Source organism: Natranaerobius trueperi (genome assembly GCF_002216005.1).
GTDB classification, from domain to species: domain Bacteria; phylum Bacillota; class Natranaerobiia; order Natranaerobiales; family Natranaerobiaceae; genus Natranaerobius_A; species Natranaerobius_A trueperi.
Genome location: NZ_NIQC01000018.1, coordinates 1 through 19159, shown reverse-complemented (window position 1 = coordinate 19159; position 19159 = coordinate 1). Strand labels below are relative to the sequence as shown.

Annotated in this window: 18 protein-coding genes and 2 pseudogenes; 15 read left to right on the top strand and 5 right to left on the bottom strand. The window is 32.0% G+C overall.

What is annotated here, in order from left to right:
* The first annotated feature begins 169 nt into the window (after positions 1 to 169).
* From CDO51_RS13795 to CDO51_RS08515, 4 genes are all read left to right on the top strand, one after another.
* Entirely contained in the window at positions 170 to 310 is a 141-nt protein-coding gene (locus CDO51_RS13795) for a hypothetical protein (protein ID WP_158212398.1), read from the top strand.
* Between the two features lie 477 nt (positions 311 to 787).
* Positions 788 to 1054, top strand: a complete 267-nt coding sequence (locus CDO51_RS08525; RefSeq protein WP_089023859.1) for a hypothetical protein — start codon at positions 788 to 790, stop codon at positions 1052 to 1054.
* Between the two features lie 286 nt (positions 1055 to 1340).
* Complete coding sequence (gene eam, locus CDO51_RS08520) at positions 1341 to 2585, top strand: glutamate 2,3-aminomutase (protein ID WP_089023858.1); 1245 nt, start codon at positions 1341 to 1343, stop codon at positions 2583 to 2585.
* A gap of 114 nt (positions 2586 to 2699) precedes the next feature.
* A complete protein-coding gene (locus CDO51_RS08515) occupies positions 2700 to 3899 on the top strand; it encodes an MFS transporter (RefSeq protein WP_089023857.1) in 1200 nt (399 codons plus the stop codon).
* Here CDO51_RS08515 and CDO51_RS08510 read toward each other — a convergent pair.
* Positions 3870 to 5090, bottom strand: a complete 1221-nt coding sequence (locus tag CDO51_RS08510) for a nucleoside recognition domain-containing protein (RefSeq protein ID WP_089023856.1) — start codon at positions 5088 to 5090, stop codon at positions 3870 to 3872. The genes CDO51_RS08515 and CDO51_RS08510 overlap by 30 nt on opposite strands.
* 151 nt (positions 5091 to 5241) lie before the next feature.
* Between CDO51_RS08510 and cobO the strand changes: the two genes are divergently transcribed.
* On the top strand, positions 5242 to 5772 hold the full coding sequence (cobO, locus tag CDO51_RS08505) for a cob(I)yrinic acid a,c-diamide adenosyltransferase (protein ID WP_089023855.1): 531 nt from the start codon (positions 5242 to 5244) through the stop codon (positions 5770 to 5772).
* A 165-nt stretch (positions 5773 to 5937) separates the two neighbouring features.
* Here cobO and CDO51_RS08500 read toward each other — a convergent pair whose 3' ends face one another.
* The 3 genes and pseudogenes from CDO51_RS08500 to CDO51_RS14705 form a co-directional block, all read right to left on the bottom strand.
* Positions 5938 to 7038, bottom strand: coding sequence for an AAA family ATPase (locus CDO51_RS08500; RefSeq protein ID WP_089023854.1), 1101 nt, complete (start codon positions 7036 to 7038; stop codon positions 5938 to 5940).
* A 40-nt stretch (positions 7039 to 7078) separates the two neighbouring features.
* Positions 7079 to 7605 (bottom strand): annotated as a pseudogene (locus CDO51_RS15395) (IS4 family transposase); the annotation flags it as partial.
* A gap of 480 nt (positions 7606 to 8085) precedes the next feature.
* Positions 8086 to 8655: pseudogene (locus CDO51_RS14705) on the bottom strand (thymidine kinase).
* A 977-nt stretch (positions 8656 to 9632) separates the two neighbouring features.
* Between CDO51_RS14705 and CDO51_RS08490 the strand changes: the two are divergent.
* The gene (locus tag CDO51_RS08490) at positions 9633 to 10592 is read left to right on the top strand and encodes a carbon-nitrogen hydrolase family protein (RefSeq protein WP_089023853.1); all 960 of its coding nucleotides are present in this window, start codon (positions 9633 to 9635) and stop codon (positions 10590 to 10592) included.
* A 110-nt stretch (positions 10593 to 10702) separates the two neighbouring features.
* Here the strand turns inward: CDO51_RS08490 and CDO51_RS08485 are convergent, their stop codons facing one another.
* Positions 10703 to 11362 (bottom strand): DUF6391 domain-containing protein, encoded by a 660-nt coding sequence (locus tag CDO51_RS08485; RefSeq protein WP_089023852.1) that lies wholly within the window; start codon positions 11360 to 11362, stop codon positions 10703 to 10705.
* A gap of 370 nt (positions 11363 to 11732) precedes the next feature.
* On the opposite strand from CDO51_RS08485, the gene CDO51_RS08480 reads away from it, so the two are divergent.
* The 9 genes from CDO51_RS08480 to CDO51_RS08440 all read left to right on the top strand — a co-directional run bounded on the left by CDO51_RS08480 (position 11733) and on the right by CDO51_RS08440 (position 19045).
* The gene (locus CDO51_RS08480; protein WP_089023851.1) at positions 11733 to 12560 is read left to right on the top strand and encodes a fumarate hydratase; all 828 of its coding nucleotides are present in this window, start codon (positions 11733 to 11735) and stop codon (positions 12558 to 12560) included.
* An 18-nt stretch (positions 12561 to 12578) separates the two neighbouring features.
* Entirely contained in the window at positions 12579 to 13136 is a 558-nt protein-coding gene (locus CDO51_RS08475) for a Fe-S-containing hydro-lyase (RefSeq protein ID WP_169710439.1), read from the top strand.
* Positions 13137 to 13236: 100 nt separating this feature from the next.
* On the top strand, positions 13237 to 13941 hold the full coding sequence (gene sigK, locus CDO51_RS08470; protein WP_089023850.1) for an RNA polymerase sporulation sigma factor SigK: 705 nt from the start codon (positions 13237 to 13239) through the stop codon (positions 13939 to 13941).
* Between the two features lie 68 nt (positions 13942 to 14009).
* The gene (locus CDO51_RS08465) at positions 14010 to 14273 is read left to right on the top strand and encodes a hypothetical protein (RefSeq protein ID WP_089023849.1); all 264 of its coding nucleotides are present in this window, start codon (positions 14010 to 14012) and stop codon (positions 14271 to 14273) included.
* A gap of 188 nt (positions 14274 to 14461) precedes the next feature.
* Positions 14462 to 14956 carry a YqeG family HAD IIIA-type phosphatase gene (locus tag CDO51_RS08460; protein ID WP_089023848.1) on the top strand — a complete coding sequence of 165 codons (495 nt, stop codon included), beginning with the start codon at positions 14462 to 14464 and terminating at the stop codon, positions 14954 to 14956.
* Between the two features lie 55 nt (positions 14957 to 15011).
* A complete protein-coding gene (locus CDO51_RS08455) occupies positions 15012 to 15281 on the top strand; it encodes a hypothetical protein (protein WP_089023847.1) in 270 nt (89 codons plus the stop codon).
* A gap of 482 nt (positions 15282 to 15763) precedes the next feature.
* On the top strand, positions 15764 to 17113 hold the full coding sequence (locus CDO51_RS08450) for an APC family permease (protein ID WP_089023846.1): 1350 nt from the start codon (positions 15764 to 15766) through the stop codon (positions 17111 to 17113).
* Positions 17097 to 17936 carry a shikimate dehydrogenase gene (gene aroE, locus CDO51_RS08445; protein ID WP_158212396.1) on the top strand — a complete coding sequence of 280 codons (840 nt, stop codon included), beginning with the start codon at positions 17097 to 17099 and terminating at the stop codon, positions 17934 to 17936. Before CDO51_RS08450 ends, aroE begins: the two co-directional genes overlap by 17 nt.
* A 464-nt stretch (positions 17937 to 18400) precedes the next feature.
* Positions 18401 to 19045 (top strand): reverse transcriptase domain-containing protein, encoded by a 645-nt coding sequence (locus CDO51_RS08440; RefSeq protein ID WP_205842174.1) that lies wholly within the window; start codon positions 18401 to 18403, stop codon positions 19043 to 19045.
* Positions 19046 to 19159 lie beyond the last annotated feature (114 nt).

The window sequence follows — 19159 nt, the reverse complement described above, 5'->3', positions numbered from 1 at the left end:
ATAGAAATAGTTTATTCAGTCAACTATTTTATTTTGATATAATTGATATTAATACTTATCACTACACATAATAAAAATCTGCTGATGTGTAATATCGATGCAGATTTTTAGAATTTTTCATTTCCAGGTCTGTTATTGAAGAAGTATCAGTAAATCATAATATTGTAAAATGATTTCTTTAACATATGAGATTGATAATCATCCTTATTATCATAAAGGTGGAATACCGTGTGAAGATATAGATGCATTATTTGTAGCTAATTCTATGGTAACTCATGAAGGTATAAACGAAGGTTGGTTTATGATTTGATGAAAGTGATTTTTGAGAACCAACAGCGTCTAGAAGAGGCTCATAATTAGCTATTCAAATGTCAATTGAAAAAGGGGTTAACATAAGTAAGGTTATCTTTTAGCAGGAGTACCCCTGGTTGGGGCTATTTTTTTTAGAGGTAAATTAGTTGAAAAACATGTTCTAATCTTAGTTTAAAGTACACACATTCTCTAACTGGTAGTGCGGTAAGATCAGTTTTCAATTTAGAGGGGAAAGATTAAATTCGTTCGTGAAGGATTTGGTGCAGGACAGAAGAGCCTATAAGTGGTGATGTCATAGAAAGAAGGTGGAAAGATTAATGTTGATGTGCAAGACAATTATTTGGATGAATTCTTATACGAGTTGGAGATGTACACAACAAAAAAGAGTAACTTGTGATAAGACAATTGAATTATTTGATTTCTAGATATAGATAATTATTAAAAATCCAGATTAAAAGGAAACTGAGTTAATTGTATGACAAGAGACAAAGTAACATATGAGACACAAGAAGAAAAAGTTTTAAAAGATTTAAAATTAGATACAAAAAGAAATTTAAAAGGTACAATGGACACCGTACTTAGCATATTATGTGTAATAACCGCAATAAATATCTATATATGGTTTGGTCTGGGGTTTATTTGCCTTAGCGTAACTCACTTGATTTTGATTACAGTACTGATTTATGATCTATATAGAATCAACAAAGATCAAAAAAACAGCAATACCAATTTTGTGATTTGATTTAGTCATTGTTTTGGTAGTAATTATAAATAGTTATTGATTCACTTTATGCTTGCTATGGTGATAGTTGATTATGGTTGGTGAATTCCATATGATAGCGTTAAGTATTATATCAGCACTTATCGGGATAGTATATTTATCAGCTTTTGTTCAAGGATACATGTTTACAAATACTACTAAATTATAATGTACCAATTGAAGAAAGTGTTGAAGTGAGATCTTAAGGACGATAGTATGAGTACTTGTTGATTAGTTAAGCAACATTCTAAACAGGAGGGATGTATATATGAACAAAGACCCAAAACAAATTGCGAACAAAAGAGCTCAGGAACTAAAAGATAGTATTCAGGATTATTTGGATGTTCAGGAGAATATTGTTACTGGTGAGAAAATAAAAGGAGAACTAGCTAGAAGAAAGGAAAGAATTTTGGAATTATTAAATGGGGATGAGCAAGACTGGAAAGATTGGAAGTGGCAGTTACAAAACAGAATAAATGATGTTAACACCTTAGCTAAAATCTTGAATCTTTCTGAAGAGGAAAAAAAAGAAATTGAATATGTAGGTGAGAATTATAGGTGGGCGGTTTCACCTTATTATGCAAGTATTATGGATCCTGTTGATCCAGAATGTCCTATTAGAAAACAATCAATACCTATTGCTCATGAAATCAAAGATGAAATTGGGAAATCAGACCCTATGGCAGAAGAATATACTAACCCAAGTGGGAATATAACAAGGAGATATCCAGATAGATTAATAATAAATGTAACGAATCAGTGTGCTATGTACTGTAGACATTGTCAAAGAAAAAGAAATATCGGAGAAGTAGATAAACAAACCCCAAGACATTTATTAGAGGAATCCATAGAATATGTCAAAAATCATCCAGAAATTAGAGATGTGTTACTTACTGGTGGAGATGCATTCATGTTATCCGATGACACGATAGATTGGTTATTAACTGAATTAGATAAAATACCACATGTTGAAATAAAAAGAATGGGATCAAGAACACCTGTTACTTTACCACAAAGAATAACACAGAATTTATGCGATATATTGTCTAGACATTTACCGGTTTATGTAAACACACATTTTAATCATCCAAAAGAATTAACGGAAGAAGCAAAGAATGCAACTAAAAAATTAGCAAAAGCTGGGGTTGGTATAGGAAATCAGTCTGTATTACTGAATACAATAAATAATGATCCTCATGTAATGAAAAAGCTGTGTCATGAACTATTAACAGCTATGGTCAGACCATATTACATTTTTCATGCTAAATGTGTGAAAGGTACTTCCCATTTTATTACACGAGTTGAAGAAGGACTTGAAATACTTGAAAAGATGAGAGGATATACATCTGGTATTTCTATCCCAACTTATATTATTAATGCACCAGATGGGCATGGAAAAACACCTATGCTTCCTGAGTATCTAGTTTCTCAAGGTAAAGACACAATCAAAATACGAACTTGGGAAAATAAGATTTTTGAATATCCAAATATAGCACCAAAACAAAAAGAGTAATCAAAAAAGGCAGGATATTTTCCTGCCTTTTTTGTATTTTAATTTACTATTTGTAGAAAACTAAAATAGGTAAAAGCTGATTTCTTAAAAATTTTCTTGGAGGGTGTAACGACATTGAAAAAGACGAGTGCAGTTAAAGTAGGTATATTAAGTGCATCAAACTATATAACAGTATTAGTAAATACAGTCCTATTCCCAATTTTCCCTGTTATATCAAGAGAGCTCAACTTAGATTTACACGATTTAGCTATATTAGTAGGAATAGTTTCTTTCCCTGCAGCATTAATTAATCTAATTGGTGGAATGTTAGCTGATAGGTTTGGTAAAAAAATAATTATGGTAGCATCTTTGCTTCTTTACGGATTTGGTGGATTGGTGGCAGGTGTTAGTATACTATTAATGGCTGAACCATATCCTTTGATTCTATTAGGTAGACTATTTCAAGGTATTGGTTCAGCAACTCCAATGTATCTTTCAGTTGCTCTTGTTGGTGATATTTTTCAAAGTCTTGAACGTAGTAAAGCCCTCGGTTTTTTAGAAACTGCAAACGGTCTGGGAAAAGTGACAAGTCCAATACTAGGTGCTCTTGTAGGGCTAATAACTTGGTATTCTATTTTCTTTATATATCCGTTAATTGCCATACCAGTTGCACTTTTAACATGGGTTTATATAGAAGAACCTCAATCTAAAGGAGAAGTAGATTGGAATAAACAAAAAAAGGCATTTGTCGAGTTCAAAGAACAATCTAGATTTTTAACTTTAATTGTTGCTTTTCTAGTAATTTTTATTTTAATAGGTGTTATGTTTTGGTTAAGTGATTTCTTAGAGGAGCGTTTAGAATTAGGGCAAATTTTAAGGGGATTAGTTATTTCTTTACCCTCTGTAGCAATGCTTATAACTACATTATTTGCAGAAAGATTACATAATACCATTCGTCCTAAATACCTTATGGGCGGTGGATTAATTATAATTGCTGTTAGCTTATTTGTAATGTATTTCACTCTTGAAACAATCTTCTTTTGGCCAATAATTGTATTACTAGGTGTAGGATCAGGTATTGTACTTCCTTCAGTTGATATGGTTAGTACATCAGTTAAAGAAAAGGAAATTAGAGGAATCATGAGTACAATATATGGTAGTGCACGATCATTAGGTGGAGCACTATCTACTATAACTTTTTCACAACTACTTGAATTTGGATTACAAATCACTTTTTATACAGTGGGTATTGGATCATTACTAGTTGGATTATTAGTTATTATAAGACTTGAAGAAAAGAGAATTCTACCTGATAAACTCCTTCCTAATAAATGATTTAATGGAAGAGAATAATACAATTACAAACGAAACAAAAGTAAGCATAAGCAATAAAAAAAAAGTTTTTAAAAATAGTCTTTTAATAACCCAAAACAAGTTAACATGTAGTACTGCAAATTCTACTGTAAATACTTGAGATTCTAAGTATGTGCTACTTAAAAAGTAGATTAACATAGAAGAAATAACCCCTTGAAAAAACCTGGTGAAAATAAATAATTTTAAATTTAGATCGCAATCAGATATAACAGTCATCATCTGTGCATGGATTGAAAATCCTCCCCAGCCGAGGATAAAAACAATTATCGTTAAGATATATTGTAAGCTTTCACCAGAGTCAACTGCCAGTTTGGTTCCAACAGTAGTCTCAAAAAGTCCTGCTATTAAAGAAGATATTAATTCAATGTTACTTACAGGAATTAGATATAAAAGTTTTGAACTAAGAAAAGTCAAAACTTCAAGTTTAATTAATAATTCAATTAGAATAGAAAATATAACAATATATCCACCGATAGTAAGTACTTTTGTCATTGAATTTGCTATTATCTCTTTAGACATTTGACGAAAACCAATTTTATTTTTCCTTAAATAACTTTTTGTAATCTCTATTGCCTTGGTAATTAACTTTTTAAGTCCTATTGAATTGGTTGTAAAATCTGACCTTGAAACATTTCTTTTACTCCAAAATCCAAGTATGATTCCTAATAGTATATTAGTAAAAATGTGAGTGCTAGCAATTAAAATTCCTAGTTCAGGTTGGTTTAGCATACCTACTGGAATTGCACTTAACATAAAGAGTAAACTAGAATTAGAGGAAAATGCTATTAATCGTTCCCCTTCTTTTTTGGTTACTAAATCCAAATTACGTAAATCAGAAGTAACTGCTCCATTTATAGGAGCTCCGCTTGTCATTCCTAAGATTAATGCAAAAGCCCCACATCCAGGTACATTAAATAAAGGGCGCATTACTGGTTCTAATAAAGTTCCACCAAAATGAATTATTCCTAACCTCATTAAAAAGTCAGAAGTTATAAAAAAAGGAAGTAGAGCGGGTAAAATAATGTTCCACCAAGTAGATAAACCATTTTTTGTTCCTCGAAACATTGCTTCTGGTTGACTTATGATAATAATAAAAATTGGTATTAGAATTATGTGTGGAAGTATCATTAAAAGCTTTTCTCTGAATGACATTTAAAAGCTCCTTTTTCACAAAGTTTAATATTACACAGTAAAGACTATGTGATAAATGTTTTGTTAATTATTTTTTTGATAGTAGAAGGGTAAGGGTATATTTTGGCGAAGTACAACATAATAAATAATATAGTGGAGAGGGGTTGATTATATGAGCAATCACGAGTTAGGTACAGTTCAAGTTTACACAGGGAATGGTAAAGGAAAAACAACAGCTTCCCTAGGGTTAGCCTTAAGAGCTTTGGGTCACAATTTTAGAGTATGCGTGATTCAATTTATGAAGGGAAGCTCTGAATATGGTGAGTATAAAGCTTTAGAAAAATTTGAAAACGCGACTGTCCATCTCATGGGAAGGGATACATTTGTAAATAAAGAAGCTCCGGAAGTTGAGGATGTAGAACTGGCTCAAGAAGGGTATGAAAAAGCGAGAGAATCTATGATATCAGGCAAATACGATATTGTTATTTTAGACGAGGTTAATGTAGCTTTAGATTTTCACCTTATAGAAGTAGAGCAAGTACTCGAATTAATGGATATTAAACCCAAAAATGTTGAACTTGTATTGACAGGTAGAAATGCAGATAAAGAGGTCGTAAAGCGCGCAGACTTAGTGAGTGAGATAAAAGAAGTAAAACATCATTTTCAAAAGGGTATTCCATCTCGTAAAGGTGTAGAACATTAATATTATAAGATTTGATGAACTGTTTTTTTATAAGTTGACAGTGAAAAAAGGAAAATCTGAACCAATCATTCTATTATGATTGGTTCAGATTTTATTGTGTGCTCTAAAGGTGTCATACATTTTAACTTCCTGTAATAACGATGTTTTTCTCATGACAGAAGTTTATTATTTTTTAAACAAACCGGTTAACTTTTTAATAAACCCAACCATTCCTGAAGAAGGTTTGTTTTTTTCTCCAATTAAAGAACTGGCTAAGTCCTTAATTTCTTTAGCTGTTTTAGAGTTTGGTTGATTTTGTAAGATAGGAGTTTGATTTTTTGAGGACTTGATAAAAGATTGATTTTCTTGTACACAACCCAAATATTCCATAGAAACTCCCAAAAACTTATTAGATGCAAAACTGATCTTATTTCCAACATTTGACCCTTCTTTTGGTGTACTAGTTTTATTAACAATTAACTTTACACCTAAATCCTTCTTTTGTTCCATTATAACTTTTATCATAGCATATGCATCGGTAATGGCATGTGGTTCTGGTGTTGTTACTAACAGCACTTCATCTGAAGCTAACAGGAAATTTATTATGTTATTATTAATACCTGCACCAGTATCAAACAATATAATGTCAGTATATTGTTCAAGTTCATTAAAAGCTTTTATCAGTCTTTGAAATTGTCTATCTTTTAAGTTTGCAATGTTTTGCCATCCTGAACTACCAGGTACAATTAATACACCTTCTGGACCTTCTACTATAACATCAAAGATATTCTCTGCTTCGTTATTGATGATATGTGTTAAATTCATTTTGGGTGTCATCTTCAATAATACATCTATATTCGCCATACCTAGGTCAGCATCTATTAAACAAACTTTTTTTCCTAGTTTAGACATGGCTATTGCTAAATTTATTGAAAGAGTACTTTTTCCTACACCACCTTTACCACTGGTTATAGATATTACTTTGGTTTTATTATTAACTCTATTACCTCGAAAAATGGAATGGGGTGTAGCTATTATTAATGATTTTTCATGACCAAGTTCTCTAGATATAACTTCTGAGTCAAAAGTTTCACTATTTATTATAACTTTAATTTGAGTTCCTGCACCCAAGGGGATAAGACGCCCATTTACATAAGGGATAGAAATTCTAAGTTCTCGTTTACCAATATTTAAAATTTGAGAATGATAGGTTTTTGTATAAATATCATTATTGACAGGATTTATTTTTAATTCTTGTCCAATCTGAACATCTGACAAATTACCCATAGATAGCCTCCTGAAAAAATTTCATGGTTATATTAAATACTCAACTTTCGCAGCTCAATTTAGGCAATAAACTCCTGATGTAATTAGGGAACCTATTAATTACTCTTGGAGTTGAAAAAATACAGATTGTTTTTTTCTGCTGGCTTCTCATAAAGTATATTTAGAACAAAGATCATTAGGCTTTGAATAGCAGTTTTTAAACCCATATCTCTAACTTCATCACAAAGCAAATAAAATAAGCTACCAAAAGATCTATCATCTTTGGAATTTCGGCGTTCCCATTCTAGGATTAGATACCGTGTAAAAACTAAAATAGTATGACTTATTAAACAATCAAATGAACGCCCTTGAACTTAAAAAAGTTTCAATACTCCAGCTATTACGGTAAATACGAACTATTTCTTCGTCTTCTAAACTAAGATCTGTCGTTAATATAGCTACCCACTCTCGTTTTTTGTTGCGATTTTGTACAAATATTATCTTAACTGGAATGTCGCAACTGGTTTTTACTATTGCAGAACTAATGATCGCCAATTTAGCATACAACTCTTTTAGAGATAAACTTTTAATTGAAATATTATTTGAAAAATCGCAAAAGCTGACAAACCATGATTTTTCTTAATTCAAGCGTCTCTTAAATGCTGACCAATTTTTAAAGTAGAAAAAAATCTTGTAAAATATTGATGTTCCTGCTTTTCAGCCAGGGAGTTTGTAACATAGTAATTACACACACCTTTCTGTTTGGGATTTAGTGGTTTTCTTGGTCGATCACCACCATTTTATCAAACAGAGAAGTGTTTTTGTGTCAATAGGGCTATTTTTCACGGGAGAATTTCAATAATCATCGGGATGTAGTGTGATTTTTTAACTGCGAAAGTTGAGTTAAATAGAAATTTATTTAATAAATCCTGCAGATTATTTATTGCCTTGTAAGTTGTAGTTATTTAAATTAAAAACTACAAAGAAATGAAACTTTTCTAAAAAAGACCTCAAAAAGTAATGAGGTCTGTATATTTAGGCAGCTTATTATCTCTTATGAACCTAATTTTATATTACTTTATTTTCTCTTTGCCAGCATTTATTACAACGAGGCTCATATTTTTCTTCTCCACCTACTTGTACATCAGTAGACTTAGGAAATAGTGCTACTGTTTTTGTCGCTATATTTCCACATTCAGCACAGACTCCATAAATAGGTGTAATATGATCAGATATGGCTAGTAAGTATGGCATAGAGTTAAAAGGCTTTCCCTCAGAGGTAGTAGATAAGCCAGCAATAATCACCCAGTATCCATGATCTCTTAGATATTGTACTATATCTACAATTTTTTCATCGAAAAATTGAGCCTAATCAATCGCAACTGTATCTAATTTTTTATTTTTAACTATTTTCACTATTTCTTCGGAACAAGATACAGAAGTAGCCGATAATGAATTACCATTATGTGATTTAGCTATATCTTTTTCATGCCTGTTATCAGTAACGGGCTTAAAAAGTATGTAATCTCTTTTAGCCCAGCCCAAATGGTCTAATCGTCTCAAAAGTTCACGCGTTTTTCCTGCAAACATAGCACATGAATGGATAGTTTCTATCCACCCACAGTCAGGTCTAAACATTAAAAAGCCTCCCCTTAAGAATTATATTAAAGTATGATTACCATTTAGTATTATATCTGTAATCCATAAATTTATAAATAGGAAAAGGGTTACATTTTAGTTTAGTTAAAAAATTTGATCCCTAATTTATAGCGAGACTGTTTTTTTATTTGATACCTAAATATGATAGAATAGTGTTGTGATTGTTGAGAAAACAACCACTGAAAAGAAGGGTGTAATAATGAAGAATATTGGTCAAAATTTTTTAGAGTACACCAAATATCAGAAATTAGAAGACTGTGGTGAAGACTTCGGTGGCCAAAACCACCAATAGAAAAGAAGCTCTATAAGTTCAAATTAAATAGAACTTCCTAAGTTTAAAAAAAGATTTAAATATGAGTTTTATAGAAGTCTTAAAAAAAGAAAAAGTATTAGAAAATATCACTCACAACTAATAATTTCACAGAAATCATCTTGTTTGTTGTGGTATACACAAGGAATCAAAAAGAAGTCTTCGTCAAAATTAGCTACCAGAAGAAATGTGCCATCGGCAGGAACGCGGCATGCATTTGAGACTTTTTTATTGATCAATAAAGATTCTGATTTAAATACAGGAGTATATCGATATATAGTTAGTCAACATGCGGTAATAGTTAAAAGACTTAAACATATCTACTTATGATATTATTGATGCTTGTTTAGGACAAAAATTTGTTTAGGAATCTGCCGTGACATTCATTTGCACAGCTGTTCAAATGAATGTTTTGGCGCTATGGATAGACGATATTGTTATCTATTTTTAGAAGCTAGTCATGTTTGTCGCAATTTATACTTAATCGCTGAGAATATTGGATTGTGGTACTTGTGCTATGGCAGCTTTTGATTACGATAAAATGAATAGCTTCTTTAGTTTGACCTTATACAAATAATGAACTAAAATTGGATGCTAAATATAGTGATTAAGTTTTCTATCACGGTTTAAAAGGGGGAATGGACACATGCAGTTCAGAATTGTTGAAAGAACTTTTTCAAAAGATGAAAATTGTCCAAATGTATTACTCGCTAATATCAATTTAGCTTCAGATATAGAACGAAATTTAAATAAGATGGAGGAAATTATTCAGATAGCACATGATAAAAATGTTAATATTCTTATTTTCCCTGAACTGTGTGTAACAGGATATGTTTGGGAGACTGAAAATGAAAAAGAAGTTTTTGACCATTTAATGCGGGGAGAAAATAGTCAAATAGCTTCTTGGATAAAAAATGTGAGAGATAGTCTTCATGACGATCGATTAGGGTTAGAATATATTTTTTATAATAATGTACGCTCACAAGATGATAAGTTATTTAACTCAACTTTTATATTAAATGCAAACATTGATCCAAATGATGAAAAGTATATCTATACTAAAATATTCCTTCCCCCTATAGAACAGAGATACTTTCATAGAGGTTCTGATAAAAGGCTTATCATTGACACCAAATGGGGTAGATTCGGATTTTTGATTTGTTATGATTTAAATTTTGTAGAGTTAGCTCGGAAGTATGCAATAGATAATGATGTAGATGCAATTATTACTATGGCTGATTGGCGTTCTGAAGCTAGTAGGGAATATCCGGAAATGAATATCAAAACTGACCATTACTATGGGTTTTTGTGGAATTTGATGAATTCTTCCAAAGCTGCATATAATCAAATATTTAGTTTAGCTGCTAATGCAGTGGGGCGCCATGAAATTAGTGATGTTTACTTTTGGGGTGGAAGTGGAGTGTGGGCACCTTCTGGGATGCAACTACTTCAAGCATCAAATATTAACGAAGAACTTTTATTAATATATAATTTAGATATTAGAGGACAGAAATACAAAGAACAAGATGATTTTAATTATTCAATAGACTTTCAAAAGTTTTATTATGGTATTGATGATCAAGGAAGTTATACAAAGTACTTATAAATTGGAAACAATAACGCACCTTCACCAAAAAGCATAGGCTTCTCGGTGAAGGTGCGTGTGACATAAAATAACTCTATTAAGGAAAACAATTCTATTAATAAAACTACTTTTTAGGTCATTATTTCTATTTCATTAATTCTATGAGTTCTAACAAAGAATTCATTAGGTGCAGTTTTAAAGTTGAATCCCAAAATACCAACTATATTATTTGCATTATAGTCAATTCCTGTAATGTCAATATATGATACATCAGTAGAAGTAGTGATAAACTTTTGTAGGATTTTACCTGTAGTGGGCCCGACAAATTGAGACAATAATATTGCTACGAATATATTGAAGATTGAAAACATACCTGTTTGCCATAGTAATAATATAAAAATTACCGCGGATGTAAAATTAGCAGCTAACATACTAGTACCACAACGTTTGTGGATTGCTAACTCGTTATAACCTTGGTTTAGTTTGTCTAGTCCAATAATAGCGGCATTTTCTAAATGTGTTGGGTGGACTTTTCCTCTAATTACAAATCCATTTTCTTTTGCATAACCGGCTAATCCTCTATAGCCGTATTTTTTTTCTAAAACATTTATTGTAGAATGCTCAAGAGCATGATTGATACGTAATTTCTTATTTGAGGCTATCTTAATAAATTGTGCTGGTACCGTTATTATATTAATTATTGAATGAAAAGCAAATTGAAATGGTAAAATCAATATACTTAAGATAATAAATATTATAATTGGAAGTAATAGTAATTCAAATAAAAACATAGCTAACTCCCCTTTGTAGTACTTTCACATTAGTATATTCGTTTTTATTTAATATTGTACCATATAAATATATAAGTAAATAGAGTCAATTAAGAAGGTACCTTTTACCTTTAAGTTGACATGAATGAATTTATCCACTATTGTAAAGTAAGACAGTTATAGAGGTGGTAAGGTCATTTTAATCTAACTTATGAGATTAGTGTTATTATAATCACTGTTTTTTTAAATAGTATAAAGGAGTTTAGTACGATATAACGAATATGTAAAGAGCTATCGTCACAAGGATAAAATTTTAGAATTTATCGAAAATTAAGAAAATGAGCTGTGGATTTGTGAATTCTCACTAATATTTTAGATAGGAGTGGTTTTTTTGCGTGAGATAGATGTAACTCAAATAACCAATCTGGTAAAAGAAATGTGTATAGAGAGCAATTTAACTTTAAATGATGATCTTCAATGTGCTTTGAAAAAAGGTCGAGAAATAGAAGAGTCTAAGATTGGTAAAGAGGTATTTAATCAATTACTTCAAAATGCCGAATATGCTAAAAAAGATCTAACACCTCTTTGTCAAGATACTGGAATAGCAGTGGTCTTTATAGAGATAGGTCAAGATGTACATCTAGTAGGAGGAGATCTTAAAAAAGCTGTATATCAAGGAGTAAGCCAAGGGTATGAACAGGGATATTTGCGAAAGTCTATGGTAAAAGATCCATTAAATAGAGTTAACACTCAAGATAATACACCACCCATTATACATACAGAATTAGTTCCTGGTGATAAGATTAAGATAACAATAGCACCTAAAGGTGGCGGGAGCGAGAATATGAGTAGATTAGCAATGTTAAAACCATCAGATGGTAAAAAAGGGATTATAGATTTTGTAATAGAGACAATAGAAAAAGCAGGGGCTAATCCTTGTCCACCTATCATTGTTGGAGTAGGTATTGGTGGTAATTTTGAATACGCAGCTTATTTAGCTAAAAAAGCTTTATTACAACCTGTAGGGCAGACTAATCATGAGCTTGAAAAAGAACTTCTAGATGAAATTAACAAATTAGGCATTGGTCCACAAGGGTTTGGTGGCAGAATGACTGCCCTTGATGTTAATATCTTAACATATTCTTGCCATATTGCTAGCTTACCTATAGCTGTTAACCTCAATTGTCACACTGCTCGACATACTACTCGATACATTTAACAATAAGGAGGATAAAAGATGATATATAAAAAAATCACCCCCCCTATTAGTACTGAACAATTACAAGACCTTAAAGCAGGTGATAAGATTGCAATCACTGGTACTATAATAACTGCTAGAGATGCAGCACATAAACGTATGATAAATCATCTAGAACAATATGGAGAGTTACCTTTAGACTTAGAAGGAAAGATGATTTATTATGTTGGACCTACCAAAAATAAACCAGGAGAAGTAATTGGCTCGGCAGGACCAACCACTAGTGGACGGATGGATTTATATACAAATCATTTATTAAAACAAGGTGTAAAAGGTTTTATTGGTAAAGGAAATCGATCCCAGGAAGTTAAAGAAGGTTTAAAAAAATATAATGGTGTTTATATGGCAGCGGTAGGAGGAGCTGGAGCTTATCTTAAGAAAACAATCAAACATTCTAAAATTATTTTATATAAAGATCTAGGTACTGAAGCTATTAGAAAGCTAGAAGTGGAGCAATTTCCCGTAACAGTAATTAATGACATATATGGTAATGACTTATATATCCAGGGAAGAGAGAAATACAAGCTTGAAACTTAAAGATTTAAAATAAAAGTGATAAGACAGGCACAAAATCGAATTTTGACCATATAATAAGTGGTACCCCAGTTATTACTTTTTTAGGAGGTGGTACCACTTAATGTTACCAATAGTTAGTTTGATAGCAATTATATTAAAAGAAATTTCTTTATTAGTTTCGTATATAAGTAGTAATTCATTTCCTAAACCATTATCAAAAGAGGACGAAAAAAAATATTTAAAACTTTTAGAACAAGGAGATGAGAGAGCTAGAGAAGTTCTTATTGAAAGAAATTTAAGACTTGTTGCTCATGTTATAAAAAAATATGAAAATAATAGTGGAGAAGATACAGAAGATCTGATCTCAATTGGAACTATTGGTTTAATAAAGGCAATTAATACATTTAATAGTAATAAGGGGACCCGGTTAGCAACCTATGCAGCTAGGTGTATAGAAAATGAAATATTAATGCATTTTAGAGCTACTAAAAAGAAAAGGACAGAATCCCATTTAGAAGACCCAATAGGGGTAGATAAAGAAGGGAATGAAATAACTTTATTTGACATTTTAGGTTCTGATGCAGATGTTGTTATAGATCAAGTAACACTTACTCTTGATAAAGATAAATTAAGAGAAATAATAAAAACATTAAAACCAAGAGAACGTAAAATATTAGAATGGCGCTTTGGACTTACTAATCAAGCTCGTATGACTCAAAAAGAAGTGGCTAATAGCTTAGGAATCTCACGTTCTTATGTATCTAGAATAGAAAAGCGTGTTCTAAATAAAATCGGAAATTTATTAGAATCTAGTCAACAGGAGTAACAGATGAATAATACCATATGTTTCCGGGTATGTTATGGTAAAAAAAGGAGACCCGGGGAGGGAAAATAGTGACACATGATATCTCTGTTACTGAGTTAATACCTTATTATCCTGATGAGCTTATCGGAAAAGAAGAATATTTTATGGTACAGATAAAGTCATTTATTGAAAAAGTAAAACAAGAACGAGAGGATTTAAAAGACTATAGATTAAAGGATGTCGGTTTTAAGCCACATGATGATGGGTTATTAGTTAAACTATATTTCAAAAAAGACTCTGATAATGATAGTAATACAAACAAGATAATCAACTTTTTTGATATTCGTAAGTAAAAGAAGTACCTGTAAGTCAGGTACTTCTTTTACTTAGGTAATTTCCCGGGAAAGCGCAAAAAATAACAACAAAAAATAAAAAAATACATGAATAGATTCTCTTCTTAGGAGGATATTAAGGTGACTATAGTGAATAAATTATGAAAGTAAGATAAATATATAATTTGATATGAACTGGAGTGAAATCAATGAAATTATTATACCCGGATTTATATTTAGAATCTATATTTAGTATAGATTTTGATAAATTATCACATAACGGAATTAAAGGAATAATTACAGATCTAGACAATACTTTGATAGCTTGGAAAGATAAAAGATTAACTGAACAACTTGAGAATTGGTTAAGAGAAGCAAAGAAAAGAAATATTAAACTAATTATAGTATCTAATAACAAGAATAGTAGAGTTTATAATTTTGCGGAGAAGGTAGGGCTGCCTGCAATACCAAATGCAAATAAACCACGAAGGAAGTCGTTTCAATGTGCGTTAAACCAGTTAGGTCTTCCACCTGAAGAAGTTGCTGTTATAGGAGATCAAGTATTTACAGATGTACTAGGAGGAAATAGAATGGGTATGTTTACTGTTTTAGTTGTTCCAATTGATGATAAAGAATTCTTAGGTACGAAAGTTTTAAGAACAGCTGAGCGTCTTATTTTAAGGAAGATTACAAAACAATCGTAATTTATAACCCAAGATATCCGGTTTTTAAAAAATCTAAACCGGGGGAGGGAAAAAAGTGCAAAATCAGATTTCGGTTACTGAATTAATTCCATATACTCCGAGTGAAATTGCAGAAGAAGAATATTTTTTTGAGAGAATAAAGATATTTATTAATAAGGTTAGAGAAGAGCGTAAAGAGCTTAAAAACTATCGATTGTATGATGTGGGGTTAACAATTAAAGAAAATGCTATAATAGTAAAACTTTATTTTGAATGGGAAAACACAAATGAAACCGTGGAAGAATCAGATAATAGTAAAGTTATAGATATTAGTGAATATCTATAAATAAAGAACACTTGCTTAAATGTAAGTGTTCACTTTTTGTAAAAGGAAAATATTTTTGTTATCGAAAATTACTTGAAAAAGATAGTAGTATGGGTGATAAGTTGCATGAAGAGCATGAATTTTGATATCCCTATTATCGATTATAAGAAGCAGGGTATCAAGTAGAATTAAGAGTGAACCAAAAATACGCTTGAATAGCTGTAATCTGTTTCACGGTCCTTTGGTGTTGATATCAGCAAATGTGTTATCAGGAATACAACTTGTTTTTGGGTAATTAAAGAAGGATTAATAAAAGCTGGAGTTAATTCGTTGATGAACTGTTGTTAGAGAAATATTATTATCTCTAGAATATCAGATGATTTACCTGAGTTATAAAAAATGTCTTTATTTTTTAGAGTCTAATATTTAAAGGATCTAAGTAACTCCTTGTTTAAAAAGTTTTTTCTTTTAGTTTGATTAGTTAAAGAAGAAAAGAGGTGATTTTGATTACTCAAGTAAATGACCAAAAAATCAGTTTAGTTGGTGCAGTAATAATGATAGTAGGAACGGTGGTAGGTGCAGGAATTTACATTATTATTGGTCCCCTCGCCGTAAATGTAGGACCTGGATTATTAATTTCATATTTAATAGCTTTATTAATAGCTACCACCTCTTCATTTTGTTATGCTCAAGTTTCTGCTGTTTATCCGACCACTGCAGCTACTTATAGGTATGCTAAAATGTTTTATCCTGAAATGATTGGTTTTTTAATGGGATGGTTACGATTCCTGACTTCCTTTTATGGTTTGGCACTTATGGCAAGTGGATTTACTGAATACTATCAAAATCCACTTGGATTAAGTAACCGATTGATTGCAGCTACTATTTTAACTATTTTTTTTATTGTAAATTTACTAGGTATTCGAACTACCCAAATAGTTCAAAGTATTTTGGTTACTATAGTTATTTCGGGTTTAGTACTGTTTTCTGGTGGTGGATTTTCTGAAATTGAAGCTAATAATCTTTTTCCGATGACAGAGGCAGGAATAGGAGCTATATTCGGTGGTGCATTAACAGCCTTTTTTGCTTATACAGGTATGTATTTTGTAGCAGAAATTGGTGATGAAATTGAAGAATCCGATAAAAATATTCCACGAGCAATAATTATTGCTTCTATAATCATAGGACTTTTATATTTATCTACTACTTTAGTTTTTTCAGGAGCTCTTGGATGGGATACCATTATTAATAAAGAACCAAATCTAGCTCAAGCGGCTCATAAAATATTACCTACTGATTTTTTTTATTTTATTCAAATTAGCGGTGTTGTTGCTGTTATAATGCCAATTAATTCTATTTATGCTGCTAGTAGTCGTTTGTTAGCCAGTTTGTCCCAAGATGGATATATGCCTAAAATATTAGCTAATAAAAACAAATATAATGTGCCAGGTATTTCTCTCTTTTTGATATATGTTTTAGGAGTAATTATAGTTTTATTAGATTTGTCAATTTTATATCTTGGTGCAATTAACTCTCTAGTTACATTAATTGGGATGGCTTTAGTTGCTGGTGCTGGGTTAAAAATATTGAAAGTTGAACCTCAAAAATTAAAAGAAGCTCCTTTCACCTTAAAACCAGTACTTCTAATATTTTTGTCAATATTTACAATTATAGCGGTTTTATGTCTAGCTGTTTTTACTTTTATTGAGGATTCAATGGTATTGAACTCTATTATTTTATGGATTAGTATTGGGACTATATACTTCTATGGAAGCAAGTTATACTACCATAAGAGATCTAAAACTAAAAGTATATACTACAAAGGAGAGAACACATATGCACGAAGAGAATAGTCTAATTAAACCAAAAATTGTTGCTTTATTTGGAAATCCAGTTAAGCATTCATTGTCACCAATAATGCATAATATAGCGTTTGATGAACTGAAAATGAATTGGTTTTACTTTGCTTTTGAAGTAGATAAAAGAAAATTAGAAGAAGCTATTACAGGTATAAAAACAATGGATTTTAGAGGAGCTAATATAACAGTTCCTTTTAAAAAACAAGTTTGTGATTTTGTAGATCGATTAACAAATGAGGCCCACTTTATTGGTGCAGTAAATACTATTATAAATAATGAAGGTGAACTTATAGGTGATAATACTGATGGTTTTGGGTTTGTAAGAGCTCTTATAGCAAATAAATTGAACATTGAAAATGAAAAAATACTTTTGTTGGGAGCGGGTGGAGCTGCTAGAGCAATTAGTTACTCTTTGATGAAAAACTATGAGTGTGATTTGACCATAGCTAATAGGACATTATTGAACGCAGAATTATTAACTCAAGACTTAGAAGAAGTAACAATGAAAAATATTAAGTCATATCCATTAAATGAAGTTTTTAGAATAATATCAAATTTTGATATTATTATTAACACATTACCTGTGGATCCACCACCTAGAATAATTGATAGCCTAATTAATAATTCGAATACATGTCAAATATTTATTGATATAAGGTATGGAAAAATGTTATCTAAATACTTTAAGGCACTTGAAGAAGTTGATATTAAAACTATGGATGGCAAAACTATGCTTTTATATCAGGGTGTTTTATCTTTTGAAAAATGGACTGGTGTAAAACCACCAATAAAGACAATGAAAAGGGCCCTTTTATAAGGCCCTTTATTTTGTTTGCCCTGCATGGGCGGTGTCTAGGCGGTGAAAGTCCGCTACAGGCTTGGTGGTAGGAACTGTTAGCAGATGGCAAGGGCGTCCATCGCGAGGTGGAGTCTGAAGGAAGCCTAATGCAAACTCTCGGTCTGGCGAACAGAAACCACATACAAGGCATACGTGGGGTGGATGAGTGTGCATATCAACACAAAGTCCAATACCACCCGAACCCCACGGTGTAAATGTGGCAGATGTATGAGAGGAAAGGTACCGTTCTTAACAGGGGAGGTCTTACGGGGGTGCCGACAAGAGGGTTTAACCAACAACCCACAGCGACAAATCGTGCGGTGATGCACGGTTGAACCGTAAGAAGTCAGCCGAGGTCATAGTACCGGATACGGGAAGGACCGAACAATGGTAGTCTTTTAAACTAGAGAGAAGGTGAGATACTGTAAAGAGAGCAGAAAACTGTGAAAACAGGTTACCCTTACGAGGGTATGGTGGAACCAGAGAGTACCAAGGGAGCGCGGAGTACTAACTCACTGGAACCTAGCGAGGAAGACGGTGCAGAAAGTTTACTTGATAAATTACTACACACAGGAAATTTAAATTCAGCTTACAAAAGAGTAAAGCAAAACAGAGGTGCAGCAGGTGTTGACGGGATGACAGTCGATGAGTTAATGCCATATCTAAAAGAGAACAAGGATGAATTTCTAGAGAGTTTGAGAAGTGGGAAGTACAAACCCCATCCAGTCAGACGAGTAGAAATACCTAAACCTGATGGTGGGGTAAGACTTCTTGGAGTCCCAACAGTCGTGGACCGCATGGTCCAACAGGCACTAGTGCAAATACTACAGCCAATATTTGAACCAACATTTTCTGATAATAGCTTTGGGTTTAGACCAAACCGCAATGCCCAACAAGCGATCAAAAGGTCAAAAGATTACTACGCCCAGGGCTACAAATATGCAGTTGACATAGACCTAGCAAAATATTTTGACACTGTGAACCATGACTTGTTGATAGGTATGGTAAGGGAACAAGTAAAGGATGAAACCATCATACGACTCATACGCAAATTTTTAAAGAGTGGGGCTATGTCAAACTTAAGGTAAACCGAGAAAAGAGCAAAACTGGAAGCCCACTAAAACTTAAGTTTCTTGGCTTCTCCCTCTACAAAGCTAAAGGGAAGATTGGAATCAGACCGTACCAGAAGTCCGTAAAACGGT